Below are 18523 nucleotides of genomic sequence, written 5' to 3' on the forward strand. Positions count from 1 at the left end.
CAGTGCCGCAATTCCGCAAGCGAGGTCGGGTGATTTCGCTTACCATTCGCCCAATTTGGACCGGTTCCAAATTCACCCTCGCGGGTACGGGCCATCCCACGACTCGCCTGCTGAAAATAACATGCCCAAACGCACTGACCTCAAGACCATTCTTATCATCGGCTCTGGTCCGATCGTCATCGGCCAGGGTTGTGAGTTCGACTACTCCGGGACGCAGGCCTGCAAGGCACTGCGTGAGGAGGGGTATCAGGTCGTCCTGATCAACTCAAACCCTGCGACGATCATGACTGACCCGGAGACGGCTGACCGCACCTATATCGAGCCGATCACTCCCGAAGCCGTCACGAAAATCATTGAAAAAGAAAAGGGCGGGAAATATCACATCGACGCGCTGCTGCCGACGCTCGGCGGGCAGACCGCGCTGAACTGTGCCTGCAAACTCTTCGATGACGGCGTGCTGACCAGGCATGGCGTGGAGATGATCGGCGCGAACCGCGAAGTGATCTATCGCGCCGAGGATCGACGGGAGTTCAAGTCCATTGTCGAGTCGATCGGACTGGTGATGCCCAAGGCGGGCATCGCGCATTCCATGGACGAAGCATGGCAGGTCGTGGAAAACACCGGCCTGCCCGCGATCATCCGGCCGGCGTTCACGCTCGGCGGGACGGGTGGCGGCATCGCTTACAACCGGGAGGAGTTCGAGGACATCGTCCGGCGCGGCCTCGACGCCTCGATGACTCGTGAAGTGCAGATCGACCAGTCCGTCATCGGATGGAAGGAATACGAGCTCGAAGTCATGCGCGATCACGATGACAACGTCGTGATCATCTGCTCCATCGAAAACATCGACCCCATGGGAGTTCACACCGGCGATTCGATCACCGTGGCGCCGGCTCAGACGCTGACCGACAAGGAATATCAGCGGATGCGTGACGCATCGATGGCGATCATCCGGGCGGTCGGTGTCGAGACGGGTGGTTGCAACATCCAGTTCGCCATTGACCCGCTCAAGGGCGATATGGTCGTTGTCGAGATGAACCCGCGCGTCTCTCGAAGCAGTGCCCTGGCGTCAAAGGCGACGGGCTTTCCCATTGCCAAGATCGCAGCCAAGCTCGCGGTCGGCTACACGATGTGGGAACTGCCCAACGACATCACAAAAAAGACGGTGGCCTGCTTCGAGCCGACGATCGACTACGTTGTCACCAAGATTCCCCGCTGGACGTTTGAGAAGTTCCCCGAAGCCGACGAAACGCTGACCACACAGATGAAAAGCGTGGGCGAGGCGATGAGCATCGGCCGGACTTTTAAAGAATCACTCCAGAAGGGCATCCGCTCGATGGAGGTGAAACGGTTCGGATTCGGGCTTGATGGACAGGATGACTGGCTTTACGCCAAACGCGGTGAATCCGGCACTCCGACGCCGGGTGCGCCTGACCGTGAGTGGCCGATCCCCGACGACAAGCTCAAGCGAAAACTGATCGTGCCCTCACAGGGCAGGCTTTATTACATCCGCTATGCGTTCAAGATGGGCTGGACGATTGCGCAGGTTCACGAACTGACAAAGATCGATCCGTGGTTCCTCGATCAGATGAAGCAGCTCGTCGATTTCGAAAATGTGTTGACGACGTTCGGCAAACTTGAGGATGTGCCCGCCCGCACGTTGTTTGAAGCCAAGCAGCTCGGTTACTCAGACGCGCAGCTGGTGTCGCTGTATCTGGGCAAGATCAATGCGGAAAACATACTCCGGGTCCGTCGGCATCGACAAAAGCTGGGGATCAACCCGGTTTACAAACTCGTGGATACCTGTGCTGCGGAATTTGAAGCTGCGACCCCGTACTACTACTCCACGTACGAAGCACCGGTGCGGAAGGTCAGCCTCGCGGGGCAAAAAGTAGAGGTCGCCTCGCCCGTCTGTTACATGGATGAGATCGACAGCGAAAATCCCGGCAGCGCAGCCGATGATGAAATTCGCGTCTCGGCGAAGAAAAAAATCATCATCCTTGGCGGCGGGCCTAACCGCATCGGTCAGGGGATCGAGTTCGACTACTGCTGCGTGCAGGCTGCGTTTGCAGCCAAGGAGCTGGGCTTTGAGGCTGTCATGGTCAACTCGAACCCGGAGACCGTCTCGACCGACTACGACACCAGCGACCTTCTCTTTTTCGAGCCGCTGACGCTGGAGGATGTGCTCAACATCTGCGAGCGGCTCAACGGCGGGCCACTTGATTCAAAAAAGGCGGGTCTGCTTCACGGCGTGATCGTGCAGTTTGGAGGTCAGACCCCGCTGAACCTCGCCCATGGTCTGGAGATGGCGGGCGTGCCGATCATCGGCACCAGTGTTGACTCGATCGATCTTGCCGAGGATCGCAAACGATTCGCAGCTCTGCTTTCCAAGCTCAACATCAAGCAGCCTGAAAACGGCATCGCGTACAGCCTCGACGAAGCTGTGAAGGTCGCCAACCGGATCGGCTATCCGGTACTGGTGCGTCCGAGTTTTGTGCTCGGCGGCCGCGCGATGGAAACGGTGTATGACGACGCGCAGTTGCGTCACTACATGACCATTGCCATGGGTGCGTCCGATGTGCCCGATCAGCCGATCCTCATCGACAAGTTCCTCTCCGAGGCGATCGAGTGCGATGTGGATGTCATTGGTGACTTCCATCCGCACCGATCCAGCGATCCGCATCCGCGCACGACCGGCTCGCCGGATCAGCGTGACTCCCGCTGCTACATTGCGGGCGTAATGGAGCACATCGAGGAGGCGGGCATCCATTCCGGCGACAGTGCCTGCGCAATTCCGCCCTACTCACTGCCCGGAGAAGCGGTCGAACGGATCAAGGAACACTCGCGTCAGTTGGCTGACTCGCTGAAAGTGCGCGGGCTGATGAACATCCAGTACGCGATTAAGCGTCCCGATGCTGCCAACGGCAAGGGTTACGAAATCTACGTGCTGGAGGTCAACCCCCGCGCCAGCCGGACCGTGCCTTTTGTCAGCAAAGCAACGGGTGTGCCCTGGGCGCGGATCGCCGCCAAGGTGATGGCCGGCAAGCAACTTTCCGAGCTGGGAATCACGGGTGAAGTGGTGCCTACGCACACTTCGGTGAAGGAGTCGGTGTTCCCATTCAGCAAGTTCCCCGGCGTGGACGTAATCCTGGGGCCGGAGATGCGATCGACCGGCGAGGTGATGGGGATCGACCAGAGTTTCCCGATCGCCTTCGCCAAAAGTCAGATGGCCGCCGGCACCGTGCTGCCGACCTCCGGCAAGGTATTTTTGTCGGTGCGGCCGGTGGATAAGGCTGCGATTCTCGACCCGGCGCGGAAACTTCGACAGATGGGCTTTTCGATCATCTGCACGCCGGGTACGCATGAGCATCTTGTGAGTAACGGCATCGAAGCGGAGCGGGTCAATAAGATCAGCGAGGGGCGGCCAAACGCCATCGACCTGATTAAAAACCACGAGATCGCGCTGATTATCAATACCCCCAGCCGTAAGGGCATCGCCACCGATGAGGGAAAACTCCGCTCGACCGCGGTACGGTTCAATGTACCGATGATTACGACCACGACGGGTGCCGCTGCCGGCGTGCAGGCGATCGAGGCTCTGCAAAAAGGGGCCTGGGGTGTGCGGGCGTTGCAGGATTACTTTCACTGAGTCAAAAACGGAAAGGGACCGAGTACGGGCTTTCGTTGATCGGCCCGGTGCTCGATCCCTTTTGTTTGGCGGATGAAGATAACGAGAGCTCAGGCGACTTCGCCCGGCGATAAAAAATGGGGCGGCGTGATCGTGCCTGCGGGGCTGTCTCCGTCTCGGATCGCGTCGGGGTCCACACCCAGAAGACACATCAACCCGCTCTCAATGCAGAATTGAGAACCGACCAGATACACACCAGCCCGTACCTGGCGGCAGTGACGGACGATCAGTGCCTGCTGGCCGAATACATACCCTCGATGCAGAAACGCAGCACGCCAGGTGGAATTACTGTCGAGCGGTTGCTGGCAGATGAATCCCATCCCTCCCCGGCCTATATCGCGGATCTGAATCGAGATCGGCTGGTCGTCGCCATGGCGGTCCATGGCGTGCAATTCAGCGTCCCCACGGACGACGAATCGCTGAAATTGCCGCTGCCCCGCGTCGCGTGCGGGGTCACGGATTTCTTCGAGACGTGCCAGGTCCGCCAGCAACGAATGGGGCTCTGACGATGGCATACGGCACTTCCTAACAACAGGCTGTGAGGCGGGCAGCCAAGCCATCTACCTCAAGCACAATGGGTCAGTCGTGTACCTGACACATAAATCGACACGAAAAATCAAAACCTTAAATAATGGATCGTCTAATTCTGTTATTTTGACGAAAATACCCTGTTTGGAGTGTTTCCATGCCTATCAATTCAATAAAAAACCCCGCAATTTGCGGGGTTTAGTAGATATTCGAGGGTTAGCACCAGACTCTTCAGGGGATTGGGTAGCGGGACAGGTGCAGAGGGCGGTCCAACAGGAGCACGCGGTCGATATCGTCCCAAGTCTGACGCAGATTGGTGTCCACGGTACGAGCCACGCGGTTACGGCGTTGTTCGCGGCTGAAACCGATGGACTGAAGTTCAGGGCTCAGATCATCCCGAACGTCACTGGCAGTGATGTTTTCCGGGTTCTTGTTGTTCTTGCAGCCACCCATCGGCGTCAGCAGGACGAGTCCGAGCAGTGCGACGAGGGCGAAGCGGGTCATGTTGAGCATGATAGTTCCTTCACTCACGAGCCGTGCGGGAATTGTGACCAAGCGCATGGGCAATGTCAAACCCTCTCGTAACAACCCTTGCTGGGGGATAAAGCCTACCGGGAGGACGTCCCCGGCCCCGGTGACCGCTTGAGCTGTTTCCAGAATTCCGTCTCCGCTTCGTCGAACCTCTTGAAGAGAGCTTCGAGATGCTCAACCATTTTCTCAATTTTTTCTTTGTTTTCCGGGTTCTTCTGGACGACCGCCTGGAGGCTCTGGGTCGCAGCATCGAGCGTGCCGGCCGCCAGCGCAAACGACCGCGCAGCGTCGTAGAGATTATCCGTCTCAAGCTCCTTTTCCTCAGGCGTATAAAGCAGTCGCCACGGAGAACGGCGAATTTCAACGGTCGCCAATTTGAGCTGATCTGAAGAAAGCTGAAGGTTTGCCATCAAACGCTCAAGCACTGGCCGCTGCCCGGTGGCGAAAGCGCGTAACTCCTCGGTACTTTTTTTGACGTTTTCCACCGATACATTGGCCCGGTCGAGCAACTCAGTGACCTGGACCATGGTTTTGTCTTTGGCTTGCTGCGTGATATCGCGGACGTTATCAACCGCCTTGCGGATGTCGGGATCTTTGTCTTCGAGCAGTTTGTCCACACGAGTGAGCGAGCTGCCGCCTTTGTTGGTAATCGTGTCAATGTTGTCCATCCATTGCTCGCTGCGCTTACGGACCTCGGCGACGAGTTCCTTCGTATCGCGTAAAGCTGTCTGAAGGTCGGCGACAGCACCGCCCGCGCCTTCAACCACTGGCTGAGCTTTATCAAGTGCTGTCTGGATGGAACTCATGATCTTGGGCAGATTGCCGCGAAGCTCCGTGGTGATGTTCGTGACGTTGTCGATGATCTGGCCGATTTGTTCCCTTTGACGATCGCCGATACCCGCATCTCTAGCGAGATTTCGTGTGAGAGGGCTTCCAGCCTGCTTACCTTCCAGAGGCAGGCCGTCATAAGCGGTTTTTGAGCCGACGCTTTTGATGTTGAGCTTTGTGCCTGAACCCAGAGGCGGGGCATTGAGTTCCACCACCGCGTCCTTGAAGATTTTGTACCGCTGAGGAATGGTGAACGAGACGATCTGCTCGACGATACGTCCCTCGGCGTCGGCGGGAGCGTCCTTGATCGCGGTGACTTCGCCGATCGGTTGATCCCCGATCGTCACTGTGGCACCTTCCTTCAGCCCCATGAGTCCGTCGGCCACACGATAGGAGACCTTGATCGTCTGCTGCTTGGCGAATAACTGATCAAAGTCGGCAAGGGTGAAAACGACCACCAGTGCCAAGGCGATTCCCAGCAATACAAACAATCCCGCCCAGATGTTTTCGCGTTCTTGTGCCATCGTTGATCAGCCTTGCACTTTCTTTTCTCGCCATCCAGGGGATGTCAGGTTCGGGTCGCCTTGATCGATGGTTCCCGGCGGGAATAGTCGTTTATACCCAGCAGGTCGTCTGCGTAGCCGGTGCTCTGCTTTCGGCGGGTGATAGGGCCTTCACAATCACCACGGAGAAATTGGCGGATCAGCGCCGAATCGTCATCCGGCAGTTCGCCGGTCTGATCGCGCAATCGCTCAAAATAAGAGCGGTCCTCGACCAGCAGCATCCGCCCTTTGTCCAGCATGGCCATGCGGTCGGCGATGCGGAACGCGGAATCCATTTCATGAGTGACCACGACGCTGGTGACGCCCAGTGTCTTTGAAAGATTCATCATGAGCATGTCGATCTCGGCGCTGGTTACGGGGTCCAGACCGGCGGAAGGCTCGTCATAAAAAAGGATCCGGGGGTCCAGTGCCAGTGCCCGCGCCAGGCCGGCCCGTTTTTTCATGCCGCCGGATATCTGGGCGGGGTATTTATCCGCGTGCTCGCGCAGGCCGACCATCTCCAGCTTGATCTTCACCATGATGTCGATCGTGCCGTGGTCGAGCGGGGTGTGTTCTTCCAGAGGCAGTGCCACGTTTTGGCGCAGCGTCATTGAGTTAAACAGTGCACCGGATTGAAAGAGGATACCGAATTTTTTTCGGACCTCGTTCATCTGTGCCTCATCGAGGGTAGTGATGTCCTGACCGAGCAACTCGATGGTTCCCTCATCGGGACGGAGCGAGCCGATCATGTGGCGGAGCAGGGTGCTTTTTCCGCATCCCGAACCCCCCATCACCACCAGCGTCTCTCCGGGTTGTACGTCGAGGTTGATGCCGTCGAGCACGGTGCGTCCGTCAAATCTCTTGACGAGATTGCGCACGCGGATGACCGGGGCGGATTCGCTGGTGTGGTTCACCGCTTCCGACATGCCCGAACATGATAACCGGGGGTTCGCATCAGCATCGCATCTGCAGGTGACTATTCGTGTACCTGGATGATCTCAGCCTTCATCGTCGCCAGGTCGAGCAGAGCCACGGTGCATCTGTCATGCAGCCAACCGCAGCACTCGCCGGGATTCAAAAAGAGCTTTCCGTCTTTGGTGGCGTTGACCACTTCGTGCGTGTGGCCGGTGATGATCACGTCGGCGGTGGCGTAGTCGGCGGGTTTGAGCCAGTCGATGAAGTGGTGCATGACGATCGTCCGCCCGCCGAGTTTGACGGTCAGCGGACCTTCGACAATGCCAGGTAGCACCGCCTTGAGGCCCTTGCGTTCGCCGTCATTGTTGCCGTACACGCAGTGCAGCGGCGTTGTGAGTACCTCCGGTGCGATGAGCTTGGCCGCAAAGGGCGCGATGAAATCACCGGCGTGGAAGATCGCTTCGACCTTCAGCCGCTGGTAAAGAGTAATCGCCCGGCGGAAAGTCGGCAGCCGATCATGCGTGTCGGCCATAACTCCGATTTTCATGGCTGAATTATCGGTCGCCTCCCCGATTGCGGGTGAAAATCGCGTCTGTCGGAGAGCTCCCCTGAGCTGGTTATGGAACTTATGATGATCGTGTGAGGCGTGGCTTTCCCGCCATTTTGCTGGTGTTGATTTTGACGGTTACGGGGCGTGCTGCGGATACGGCAACCCCGGCGATGCTTGCGTATTTCCGGGCTGATCCCCGAAAATTCAATCCCTCCTCCGCGTGGATGAGCGGCTTTATCCGACTGCTCGACGCGGTGGGTGTCGTGCCTCTGAGCGAGCAGCCCGTGGCGGACGGCGTACTGCTCGCCACCGTGATGGGTACCTACCCTCACTCTCTGACGCTGCTGGATTTCCGAGCCAATCGCGTGATTCCAGGCAAGGTGGATATTGAACGGGTGCAGGCGGTCCTCACCCTTGATGCTCCGGGCCAGTTTGCATCGCTGCGGCAAACGCTGACGACGATCCTCTCTCATTACGGCCAGCCTCAGGAACGTCTCCAGACCGCGCTTGCGCTTCCAGGGGATCGGCATGGAGTGACGTATCGGTTAAAGGATTGGCCTCAATGGATGGCAATCGAATGGTTCGCGGAGTCGGATCGGTTTTATTTGGCCGTCGGAGCCGGGGCACTCAATCGTTATTTCAAGGAAGCACAACAGCGCGAGGATTCTCCCCAACTTGGGTCGCACCGCCGGGAGACGATGACAGCAGCCGCGACAAGGCCAGCGGATAATCCGATCGAGTTTTATATCGATCTCGCATCCTTACGACGTTCCGTGCCGACGTTGTTCCAGACTGGCCGACTCTCACCACTGCTCGAACTTTTCCAACTGGACAAAACGGATTCATGGATGCTCCACGGCTGGTGGTCGCAGCGGTTTCTGATGCTGGCGATAACGACACAACAGGAAGGAAAGACAACCTCGCGTCTGCTGACACGCGACACCTGGCCGGCGGACGGGGGAGTTCCCCAGCCGGAAGGCAGCTTTTACCTGGTGGCACCAATCGATTGGTCGGCGGCGGCGGATCGGGCGGTCGAATTCATCCGCAGAACGATTGAGCCGGAAAAGCGTTCAGCTTTTGAGGAGGAGCTGGCTGCATATCGCCGCGCAACCGACATCGATTTAGCTTCATTTTTCAAGCAGTTCCGTCCAGTTTTGCTCATGAGCGATTATCCCCGCGCCTGGCTTCCTGTGCCGGGGACCGCCACGGTTTACGCACCTCTGCGGCAAGGCGCATCGGAAAAGACAGCAAGGGAGCAGTTCGCAGCATTGATGCGTCCCGTTATCGAAGGGTTGCCGGGACCTTCGTCACAGAAGGCGGAGTCAGATGACTTGACGGTTGAGTACGACGCGAAAGCGGATGTGTATTGGGTCGATTCGCCGCTGAGGCAGCTTTTCAAAGCGCCGGCTTGGGGTTGGTGCTCCACCCCTGAGGACGGAATCCTCGTCAGCAGCTTCAGCCCGACCGCGGTCCTGGAAAATCGTAAGTGGCTGGGAGAGTCGCATCACGCTGAACGACAGGAGCAACCGTCATCATCTGGTCGATGAACCTCGTCTTTTTGAGGCATTGCGCCAAGCTCGCCGATGTTTACGAGATGCTTTGCCAACCCTCATGGTTACATCGGGCTTCTATCGCTGCGCTCATTTTGGCTGTCGCTCTGCTGGCTGGTTGTCAGCAGAAACCAGCGGGTGGAGTGGGTACTACGATGGGGCCACCCGCTCGGACGATTCGCACCGAGCCGATCGTTCGCATTCGTGTGATTACCGGTACGAGTCGCATCGAAGTTGATGGTGGCTCAGGCCTGCGCATCGGGCCGCTCGGCGGTGCGGGGCGTGACTTCCCATCACAGGTGAGGATCTGGAAACAAGCTGATGCGTGGATGATTTCGCCGTCAGGCGGTCGCGGCGGACAAACGGTTTCCTGGCCGCTGCCTGCCTTGCAGATCGAATCCGCTTCCTATGCCAGTGTGCGGATTGACGGCATTGCGTATCCCAAAAAGATCGTGCTCCAGACCGCGCTGCAGGACACAGGCACCGGTCGATTTGATGCGATTAACCATACGACGCTCGATGACTATCTGCCGGGTGTTCTCGACAAAGAGCTATTCCCTAAATGGAATCCGACGGCCTATCGAGCGCAGGCGATTGCTGCCCGGTCTTACGCGCTTTTCTCCTGCGCTAAAAATGCAGCCCGACATTACGACCTCGAATCCACACAGGCCAGCCAGGCTTATGCCGGCTCAGTCAGCAACGTCAAAGCACTTGAGGCGGTCAGCGACACGCGAGGTCTGGTGTTGACCTACGACGGCTTGGTTCTTCCCGCGTACTACTCGAGTACGACCGGCGGCACCGGTCAGGATGCTGCTATCGCATTTGCCGACGGCGCTGATATTCCACCGCTGCGCGGTAAAGTGCAAGGCGGTTGGGACGCGGCAGCCACCTACTATCGCTGGGGGCCGATCAATCGCCTTCGGACGGAAACCGCACGGCGCATCGCGGCTTGGGGTGCAGCCAATGGAAACGCGGTCGCTTCGCTGCGCGACTTGAGTGCAATCGAGATATCCCGAACCAACGCGATTGGCAGACCTGCTGAGTTCAGACTCACCGATACAAGCGGCCGTCACTATATTCTCAAGCCGGAACAATTTCGCTTTGCTTGTAATCAGGATGCACCGGGTACGCGGTCACTCTCGGAATCCGAAAAACTGCGCAGCAGCCATGTTCAGGTGCGCGTGGTCGGCAGTTGGGTGCAATTCTGGGACGGACATGGCTACGGTCACGGCGTGGGGATGTCGCAGTGGGGGGCACAAGCCATGGCGGAAAAGGGGTACACGTACCAGGCGATCCTGGCGTTCTACTACCCCGGAGCAAAGCTGGAACGCCTTTATTAACGCACGGCACTCAATTCATCTGCTAACCAATGAGACGCCAGCGTTGAATCAACGGTCCAGTTCACCCTCAGCTAATCCCGTCGGTAATGCCTTCGGGCGTTCATACTTCGCCTGGAGTTCCACCGCTTTGCCCGTTTGGCCGGCATCAATAAACGCCTGCATGATGTCGAGTACGGCATATGCCTGCTCGCCGCTGGCGCGAGCTATGCGGCCGCTGCGAATGGAGTACGCCAGGTCGGCTGCGCCGACGCTGCGGCCGTAACCGGCGCGGTGCGTCAGAGGTACTTCCGTGTATTCCTTCTGGCCGAGTTTCATGAGTTTTACGACGCCATCAAAATGGTTGGGGTCAGGGACCGCGAGCGTACCCTCGGTGCCGAAGATCGTGATCGGCGAGGGGTATTGCGCTCCGATCACGGCGAAGCTCATAATCACCGTTGCTAGGCAGCCGTTGTGAAACTCGATGGTTCCGGCGAGGTGGTCGGGGGTTTCCACTTTGATCTTCTGCCCTCGTTTGGGTTCGCTCCCGATGGTGCGCTCAGGGATGGCGATCGAGGTGAGGGCTGCCACTCGCTTGGCAGGCCCCAGCAACTGAAGCAGATCGGTGATGTAGTAGGGGCCCATGTCGAACATGGGGCCGCCGCCATTTTTATAAAAGAACTCCGGATCGGGGTGCCAGCCTTCGTGACCACGGCACATCATGTAAGCGGTCGCGGCCACGGGCCGACCGATCGCGCCATCGTCGATGAGTTTTCGCGCGGTCTGATGTGCCGCACCGAGAAACGTATCCGGTGCCCCGCCGGTCAAGAGCTTTTTCGCCGCCGCAGCGGTAAGAACCTGTCGGCCTTCATCCCGTGTCACCGCGAACGGCTTTTCGTTGAGGACGTGTTTACCCGCCTCGATGGCCCGCAGCGCGATCGGACCGTGTGCCTGAGGAACCGTCAGATTGATAACCAACTCGATGTCGGAGTCACGAAGCAGCTCGTCCACACTGACGGCCTTGGGAATGTTGTGTTCCTTGGCCCGTTCGCGGGCACGTGACAGATCAAGATCCGCCAGAGTGGTGATCTCAAGGATCGGGAACTTTTTCGCGTTGATGAGATAGTTCCCGCTGATGTTGCCGCAACCGATGATGCCTGTTTTGACCTTATTCATGGTGGGAAGTGTAGCGATAAATAGTTGGTAATCGAGTCGTATGCCGCAGCGTGCAGGGAATCAGCGGAGATTAGCGGAGGCGATCTGCAACAGTAGCCGTGGAAGGCTCGATTAACTCCTTCACGTCAATTGAAAACGCGAGGGTCGCAGGATGGATCAGGGTTTCACGGCGATGACCGCCGAACGACACGCGGAGCCCGTGAGACCGGGCCGTCGCCGTTATTTCGCGCGGGATGTTTGGGCGAGACACCTGTGCGTGTGCCCTCGGCAGTTTTGGCGGCTGCCTTGGGTGACATCGCGGGTACCGGTGGGCCGAGCCAGCACTGGCTGCTGTAACACTTGCTCACGAGTTCGACCGCTTCCTCCGCGCTGTCCACCACGGAGAAGATCGCCAGGTCTTTGGATGAGATGGTATTGAACTTATTGAGCAGGGTGCCCTTGATCCAGTCGAGCAGACCGTCCCAGTAGTCGTGGCCGACACAGATGACGGGGAACGGCTCGATCTTCAGAGTCTGGATCAAGGTAAGCGACTCGAAAAATTCGTCGAGCGTGCCGTAACCTCCGGGGAAGCAGATAAAAGCCGTGGCGTATTTCACGAACATGACTTTACGGACGAAAAAGTAACGAAACGTCAAACTGTGAGTCAGGTAGGGATTGGGCCTTTGTTCCATCGGAAGCGTGATGTTGCATCCGATGGAATGTCCCTTGGCTTCAAAGGCTCCCTTGTTCGCCGCCTCCATAATGCCCGGCCCGCCGCCGGTGATTACCGCAAAATGATTTTCGACTAGCAGCTTGCCGCATTCGACGGCCTTCTCGTAGTAAAGCTCCCCCGGATGGTTGCGTGCCGAACCGAAGACAGTCACCGCGGGGCCGACTTCTTCGAGGACTTCAAAGCCTTCGACAAACTCCGAGATGATGCGGAACAAACGCCACGTTTCACGGCTCAGATCAAGGTCTTTATCAATAGGCATGTGGGAATTATCGGTAAAGAGGTGTAATTCTCCAAGCAACTATCGCAGCAGCCAGGTGGGGTCACAGCTCAGCGTCAGCCAGACTTCTTGTCACCAGGTAAGGTCGATCCGCGGATGAAGCGCGCACAAAGCGCAGCCGATCGTACATCGTCAGATGATCCGGACAACCCCATCCAGCTGTGCTGCGGATGCGCAGACATTTTTCCTGTGCGGCTACAGCCTGAGCACGGCGAATCAGACGCCCGGCCAGCCCTCGGCCACGATGTTCGGCTTTAACGATCAGTTGGCGGATCGATGCAACTTTTTGTGCGGGTCGCCCTTCCGTCGTTTGACGAGAGTTTTGCGCATCGTCTTCAATCAGCAGCAGAATCGCTCCGCCTACATCGCCAGTATCCGTCATTGCAGCGATAATCCGCGTGATGCTCATTGCATCCTTCCACAGGTCGCTCACTTCGCTTCCCAGAAGGGCATTCGCCCATGCGGGGAGCGGGTCTTCCTGGCGATACTCGCGGATGTCGTAGGAGGGCACTGGTGCCATGCTCAATTTTAGCCTCAGAGATCGGTAAGTCGCCCTAAAACTTCAAAGTTCCCGCGGAAACTCCGAGCTGGCTCAACACGCGGAGTTGTCGCCTCGCTTGTGCAGGTCTGGCTCTGCCTGCGATGAGTTGCGAGTACTGATCCAGCAGCATTTTTGTTTCGGTTTCATTATCACGCAGCAGTTCAATGCGGAAATGCCTCAACCCCAGTTCACGCATTTGGGGAACGTAGTCGGCAGCACTCTGCGCCTGGCCGTTGTACACGGTGTTGCGGCAACCCACATCCGCTACCAGTGGGTGCGCCAGCCCGACTCGATCACGCAGGTCAACCCTGTGTGCATCACACGGCCTGCCGCAGGTGCGATGATCCGTGCCGTTTGAGAGCGTATGTGAAAAGACGCAGTGTTCCATATGAAACATAGGCATGTGCTGGTGGATGACAGCCTCGAAACGCGCAGAGGAAAACCGTGAAAACATTGCTGCCATCTGAGACCAGTTGAGATCGTAGCTTGGCACCATGCGCACAGCCCCCGCCTCGGTGATGATCGCGGCGGTGAGTTCATTGGCGATGTTCAGCGAATAGTCCACCACCAGCGGCAGATGGGCGAAGTGGTCATGAAAATATGAAAGGCCCGCCAGATTCCGCACCAGTACCGCATCCGGATTGCATCGACCGATCTGTTGTAACAACCCTTCCTCTCCCGGCTTCTGAATGCGTGTGGTTGCCAGACCAATGGGTATGCCTGCTTCATGAGCGTGAGGAACGAGTTCCTTGTAGCGGCGGATATCTTCAAGCTCACAATAAATCATGGCCGGTCGTGCAAGACCATCCGGAGGCCGCCACGATAGTGCTGCTTCAAACTGCTCCAACGTGCGAGCCAGAACGTAGAGAGCGGCTGAAGATTGCTGCGTATCCTCCACCAGTTCAGGATTGGAAATGGAGTCCGCGCTACGATGCGACACGGCAGTATCGTTGGATGCGTGCGGGGCTTTCTGTTGTTTATTCGTGATCTTGCTTACGCAAGCGGAGAGGGCGGCGGATCGCAGGCGATCCAGTGCGTCAGCGGATACGACATCATGTCGCGCACGGTTCGTGCGCATTCGCAGCAGTTCATCCACTATCTGCCGTCGTAAATCGTTGAGCACACTTTTAGGAACCATTGCGCCATCGCTGGACAATTCGACCTGCCCCAGCTCAAACGGCGTATCTCCCAATCGACCAAACTGTTCCCGGATCATCTCGGTGGTCACGGGATGTTTCTGCGCTTTTTGCAATGGACCATCCCACGTCGCTGTTGCACGAAGGTCGTCGCCTTGAGCAATGATGCGAAGTGCTCCACCAGTTGGGGCGTCAACGGCAATCGTCAACCGAACTCGGTGGGCGACATTTTCGCGCGAGTAACTTTGTTCGAGCCGCCTTTTCAATGCAGGATCGTCGGTTTTCCAGACCAGGCTGCCCAGCTCAATACCCGCGAGATTGGCATCTCCGTGTCCGAGCACTATCTCGATTTGATCTTTGCCGCGTGACCTGACTTCAAACACCCGTCCGCCTTGTTCGTCCTGCTCAGGATGCCCCTGGTCGAAGACGATCCCGTCGCCCGGCTTAAGGGGGGTTATGGAAGCGGGAGGATGGCGTGAAGCTGTCGAGGCGGATGCGAGATATGCGCTCTTATCGTGTGTTGCCCGCAAGGCGTTGTTTGTGATTTCGATAATCACTCCGCGATCGGTTCGTTCGATCACGGTTCCAATATTCACGCCACGACTTTTGGGGAAGCGGGCGGGTACCAGTTCCTGATGGTTGACTCCGTCAAGAAACCCGTGTGAAAACCCGCGTGAGTAGCTTTGTTGCAGATCGAGCTTCCGCTGTGCGGAGAGGTGGAAATCCTGCCGGGTAATCGCAGCATCCAGAGCGGATCGATACGTCTGGGTTGTTACAGCGACGTAATGTGCGCTTTTGAGCCGCCCCTCAATTTTGAAACTGCACACGCCCAGATTGGCCAGGTCAGCAACAAGGTCGTATGCCGCCAGATCGAGCGGGCTTAACAGATATGCCTTATCGCCAAGGTCTTTCATGCGGCCATCGACGATCAGGTCGTATGGAAGTCGGCAGGCCTGGGCGCACTGGCCGCGATTGGCACTCCGCCCGCCGATTGACTCGCTGGTCAGACATTGCCCGCTGTATGACACGCAGAGCGCACCGTGGATGAAGACTTCGACCGGCAAATTTGCTTCGCGCACGATGCGGCCGATCTCGGTGGCGGAAAGCTCTCGTGCGAGGATGACCCGATCGACGCCCAGACGTTGGACGAAATCGATGCCGCGCGGCTCGGTGAGCGTCATCTGCGTCGAACCGTGGATCGGCAGTGTCGGAGCCAGTGCGCGGATCAACCGTGCCAGACCCAGGTCTTGAACGATCACCGCATCCACGCCGGCTTCGGCGATGGACGTGATCAATCGCACAGCTTCAGGCAGTTCATCCGAAAAAATCAGCGTGTTGAAGGTGACATATCCGCGGACATTATGGTTGTGCAGGTATTCCATAACCTGCGGTAACTGGTCCGCAGCGAAGTTTGTCGCTCGATGCCGAGCATTAAACGCACTCAACCCGAAATAGACGGCATCGGCTCCGTTGGCGACGGCGGCGCGCATTGCTTCTTCATCGCCCGCTGGGGCGAGAAGCTCAGGTTTCGCAGGCATGACCGCCATAGCAATAGTGTAGGTTGGATCGCCGAAGGCGCGATCACTCGCTTACCTCAATGTCGTAGCTCCGCATCGGTCGGGGTTGTTCGATCAGTGGTGCGATCAGCGGCGGAAAAGAAAAAGGCGACGATACTTGCGTACCATCGCCCGGAGGGAAAAGAGAGACGCCTGTGTGATCCGGCCGGAGGTTAGCCCGGCTTCACCCCGCCAAACCGGTCTGAAATACTCAGACCGAATCGGATAACAGGGTGGCAGCATCCTTTACTGCGCTGGGTAGCGCCTTAGACATTTCTTCGACATGCGTTGTTGTGAGATTAAGAGCAGCCAGCAAATCCGTTGGGATTTGGTCCGTTTCTACCGTTCGGGTAAACCCAAGAGCCAGCTTGGCAGCAACGATGTCCGCCACGTGCACCAGGCCGGTGAGTGTTCTGCTGCTTTCAATCACATCCATCGGATGATGATGGAAACCGGTGACGTAAGAGAACGAAAGCGGGAACTTCCACGCTTTGCAGAGTGCTGCGCCGAACTGTTCGTGCGTGGCACCGAGCGTTGCGGTTTCCGCTGCGCGAAGTGTCAGGCCGGGTGTGGTATCGAGTTTCTCAATCGCCTCGACGAACTTCTGCCGGCGGGCCTGCATCTCCACCATGATGCCCAGGTCGTGAATCAGGCCGGCGAGAAAAGCTTCATCAGGCAAGCCCAGGCCGACCTTTTCCGCCAGCAGCCGCGTGCCGGTGCCGACAGCGATGGAATGGTTCCATAGATCGCGGGCGTTGAAGTTCGGGCAGATCTGGCCGCCACGAAACAATTTGGCGAGGCTGGCAGCAATGGCGATATTTTTGACGGCATTCAGACCCAGAAGAACGATCGCCCGATTGATCGAGCCGATCTGTCCCGGCAGGCCGTAGAACGCGGAGTTCACGACCTTGAGAATACGGGCACCCAGGGCCGGATCGTTGGTGATGATTTTGTTGAGATCTTGAGCGGTGGAGTCAGGGTCTTCGACCAGCTTGATGATCTTGAGTGTGACCTCAGGCAGTGTCGCGATGTGACTAATTTCTTTCACCGCGGTCTGGACCACCGGGTCAGCGGTGTTCGCCGCGGGAGTCCCCGTCACGCGCGGAGGCACAGCCCCAGCACTGCGAGGTGCGGCGGAGTTCAGACGATTATTTGTTGCGGCCTGGCTCATCTTGCTCTGCCTCCTCGATCAGGTGAGAACGATCTCCATGCATGTATCGACCGCCGATCAGTTCCACTTAATGGTCTGTTGTCGGAGGAAACACGAATCAAACCAGCAGAGCCGCACGATCGGTAAATCTTGTAGTCAAGGCGTTGGAAGCCATCGACAACCGCCTATCATGTGTGCATGGTGCGTGTTTTCATCCAAGGACCATTGCAGTGGGGAGATGCCGCAGTACGAGCTGCTAAACCGCTTTCGTTTCCGGCGAAACTGGCGATTGCGGTAGCTCTTGCGATCCTGCTGGTGCCTGCTATTGCGTTGGTGCTGGTTGCGATGGCCGTAGCGGTTGTAGTGTTTGCGTTATTTTTGGCTGTCATGCTGGCGCGGGCGATGCTGCGCAGTGTGTTCTCGTTGTTTTCGGGTTCACGCGATGATGGAAGGCGGAATGTACGGGTGATCCAGCGCTGAGTCGCCCTTACGGGCCAGGCGTTGTCATCGCCTGTTCATTGCACGAACACGGATGTCAGCAGTTGTTCACGATAAATGAATGATCTGCTTATAATTTTCCCCTCATGGCTGAAACCACCGCTCAATTTGATCTTGCCTCGATAACCCAGCCCGCTGCTTTGGTTGAGGCGTATGCATCCGACTTCATTGACCGCCGCTCACTGCCGCGCAATCTCCGAGAGGCGATCCGCTATTCATTTTTCGGTCCCGGTAAAAGGTTGCGGCCGATTCTGGTTATCCGCGCGTGCGAAGCAGTGGGAGGGCAGGCGCAGGATGCGTTGGCACCCGCCGCTGCGATCGAGTTAATTCATTGCTTCAGTCTCGTTCACGACGATCTGCCCGCCATGGACGACGACGATCTGCGCCGTGGACGGCCGACGCTGCACAAACAAACCAATGAAGCAATGGCGATACTCGCCGGTGACGCCATGATGGGACTGGCGTTTGAGTTAGTCGCCACTCGTCTGTCCGGCCGGCTTGCCGGTGATGTGGCGCGGGAGTTGGCGGAATGCACCAATGACATGATCGCCGGCCAGGTTTATGACACGCTTCCCGACTTTGACTCGTCGGTCGCGTCGATGGATCGCCTGCGTACGATCCATCGCAATAAGACCGGGGCTTTGATTCGCGGTTCATGCCGCATGGGTGCTCTGTGCGGCGGGGCAACTACGGATCAGCTTTCCGACATCACACGTCACGCTGAGGCGATCGGACTGATGTTTCAGGTGGTGGATGATCTGCTCGATGTCACACAGACCACGGAACACCTTGGCAAAGCCGCAAATAAAGATGCAGATAAGGGCAAACTGACATACCCCGGACTCATCGGAATCGAAAAAAGTCGTGCTGAGATTGCACGGCTTCGTACCGAGGCCCACGACGCTTTGCGGAGTTTTGGCGAAAAGGCTGAGCCGTTGCGAGTTCTCTGCGATTACATGGCTGTGCGATCGAAGTAAACCGTGCGTCGTTACCATTCGGTAACAAATATCCGCATCTTGAAAATAGAGT

At 57.6% G+C, this 18523-nt stretch carries 15 protein-coding genes; 5 read left to right on the forward strand and 10 right to left on the reverse strand.

The features are described 5' to 3' along the window. The first annotated feature begins 121 nt into the window (after nt 1-121). Nucleotides 122-3649, forward strand: coding sequence for a carbamoyl-phosphate synthase large subunit (gene carB, locus IT444_05640; GenBank protein ID MCC7192249.1), 3528 nt, complete (start codon nt 122-124; stop codon nt 3647-3649). A gap of 89 nt (nt 3650-3738) precedes the next feature. Here the strand turns inward: carB and IT444_05645 are convergent, their stop codons facing one another. The 5 genes from IT444_05645 to IT444_05665 form a co-directional block, all read right to left on the reverse strand. Further along, nucleotides 3739-4203: a hypothetical protein gene (locus IT444_05645; GenBank protein ID MCC7192250.1), complete on the reverse strand. Its 465-nt coding sequence runs from the start codon at nt 4201-4203 to the stop codon at nt 3739-3741. Nucleotides 4204-4447: 244 nt separating this feature from the next. After that, the gene (locus IT444_05650; protein MCC7192251.1) at nt 4448-4729 is read right to left on the reverse strand and encodes a hypothetical protein; all 282 of its coding nucleotides are present in this window, start codon (nt 4727-4729) and stop codon (nt 4448-4450) included. A gap of 95 nt (nt 4730-4824) precedes the next feature. After that, nucleotides 4825-6099: a hypothetical protein gene (locus IT444_05655; protein ID MCC7192252.1), complete on the reverse strand. Its 1275-nt coding sequence runs from the start codon at nt 6097-6099 to the stop codon at nt 4825-4827. Between the two features lie 44 nt (nt 6100-6143). Beyond that, nucleotides 6144-7043 (reverse strand): ABC transporter ATP-binding protein, encoded by a 900-nt coding sequence (locus IT444_05660; GenBank protein MCC7192253.1) that lies wholly within the window; start codon nt 7041-7043, stop codon nt 6144-6146. A gap of 50 nt (nt 7044-7093) precedes the next feature. Further along, nucleotides 7094-7579 (reverse strand): metallophosphoesterase, encoded by a 486-nt coding sequence (locus tag IT444_05665; GenBank protein ID MCC7192254.1) that lies wholly within the window; start codon nt 7577-7579, stop codon nt 7094-7096. A 92-nt stretch (nt 7580-7671) separates the two neighbouring features. Between IT444_05665 and IT444_05670 the strand changes: the two genes are divergently transcribed. Together IT444_05670 and IT444_05675 are read left to right on the forward strand one after the other, a co-directional pair. Continuing rightward, the gene (locus IT444_05670; protein MCC7192255.1) at nt 7672-9129 is read left to right on the forward strand and encodes a hypothetical protein; all 1458 of its coding nucleotides are present in this window, start codon (nt 7672-7674) and stop codon (nt 9127-9129) included. Then, nucleotides 9126-10472: a SpoIID/LytB domain-containing protein gene (locus IT444_05675; protein MCC7192256.1), complete on the forward strand. Its 1347-nt coding sequence runs from the start codon at nt 9126-9128 to the stop codon at nt 10470-10472. Before IT444_05670 ends, IT444_05675 begins: the two co-directional genes overlap by 4 nt. A 48-nt stretch (nt 10473-10520) precedes the next feature. Here IT444_05675 and IT444_05680 read toward each other — a convergent pair whose 3' ends face one another. From IT444_05680 to IT444_05700, 5 genes are all read right to left on the reverse strand, one after another. Beyond that, nucleotides 10521-11624, reverse strand: coding sequence for a Gfo/Idh/MocA family oxidoreductase (locus IT444_05680; protein MCC7192257.1), 1104 nt, complete (start codon nt 11622-11624; stop codon nt 10521-10523). Nucleotides 11625-11788: 164 nt separating this feature from the next. Then, nucleotides 11789-12595, reverse strand: a complete 807-nt coding sequence (locus IT444_05685) for a TIGR00730 family Rossman fold protein (protein ID MCC7192258.1) — start codon at nt 12593-12595, stop codon at nt 11789-11791. 61 nt (nt 12596-12656) lie between these two features. Further along, complete coding sequence (locus IT444_05690) at nt 12657-13133, reverse strand: GNAT family N-acetyltransferase (protein ID MCC7192259.1); 477 nt, start codon at nt 13131-13133, stop codon at nt 12657-12659. A gap of 34 nt (nt 13134-13167) precedes the next feature. Beyond that, nucleotides 13168-15837: a U32 family peptidase gene (locus IT444_05695; GenBank protein MCC7192260.1), complete on the reverse strand. Its 2670-nt coding sequence runs from the start codon at nt 15835-15837 to the stop codon at nt 13168-13170. A 220-nt stretch (nt 15838-16057) separates the two neighbouring features. Continuing rightward, nucleotides 16058-17017 carry an HDOD domain-containing protein gene (locus IT444_05700; GenBank protein MCC7192261.1) on the reverse strand — a complete coding sequence of 320 codons (960 nt, stop codon included), beginning with the start codon at nt 17015-17017 and terminating at the stop codon, nt 16058-16060. 177 nt (nt 17018-17194) lie between these two features. On the opposite strand from IT444_05700, the gene IT444_05705 reads away from it, so the two are divergent. Together IT444_05705 and IT444_05710 are read left to right on the forward strand one after the other, a co-directional pair. After that, nucleotides 17195-17476 carry a hypothetical protein gene (locus tag IT444_05705; protein ID MCC7192262.1) on the forward strand — a complete coding sequence of 94 codons (282 nt, stop codon included), beginning with the start codon at nt 17195-17197 and terminating at the stop codon, nt 17474-17476. A gap of 104 nt (nt 17477-17580) precedes the next feature. Next, nucleotides 17581-18471 (forward strand): polyprenyl synthetase family protein, encoded by an 891-nt coding sequence (locus IT444_05710; GenBank protein ID MCC7192263.1) that lies wholly within the window; start codon nt 17581-17583, stop codon nt 18469-18471. Nucleotides 18472-18523: the final 52 nt, after the last annotated feature.

The sequence above is a fragment of the Phycisphaeraceae bacterium genome (assembly GCA_020851465.1).
Classification (GTDB): domain Bacteria; phylum Planctomycetota; class Phycisphaerae; order Phycisphaerales; family Phycisphaeraceae; genus JADZCR01.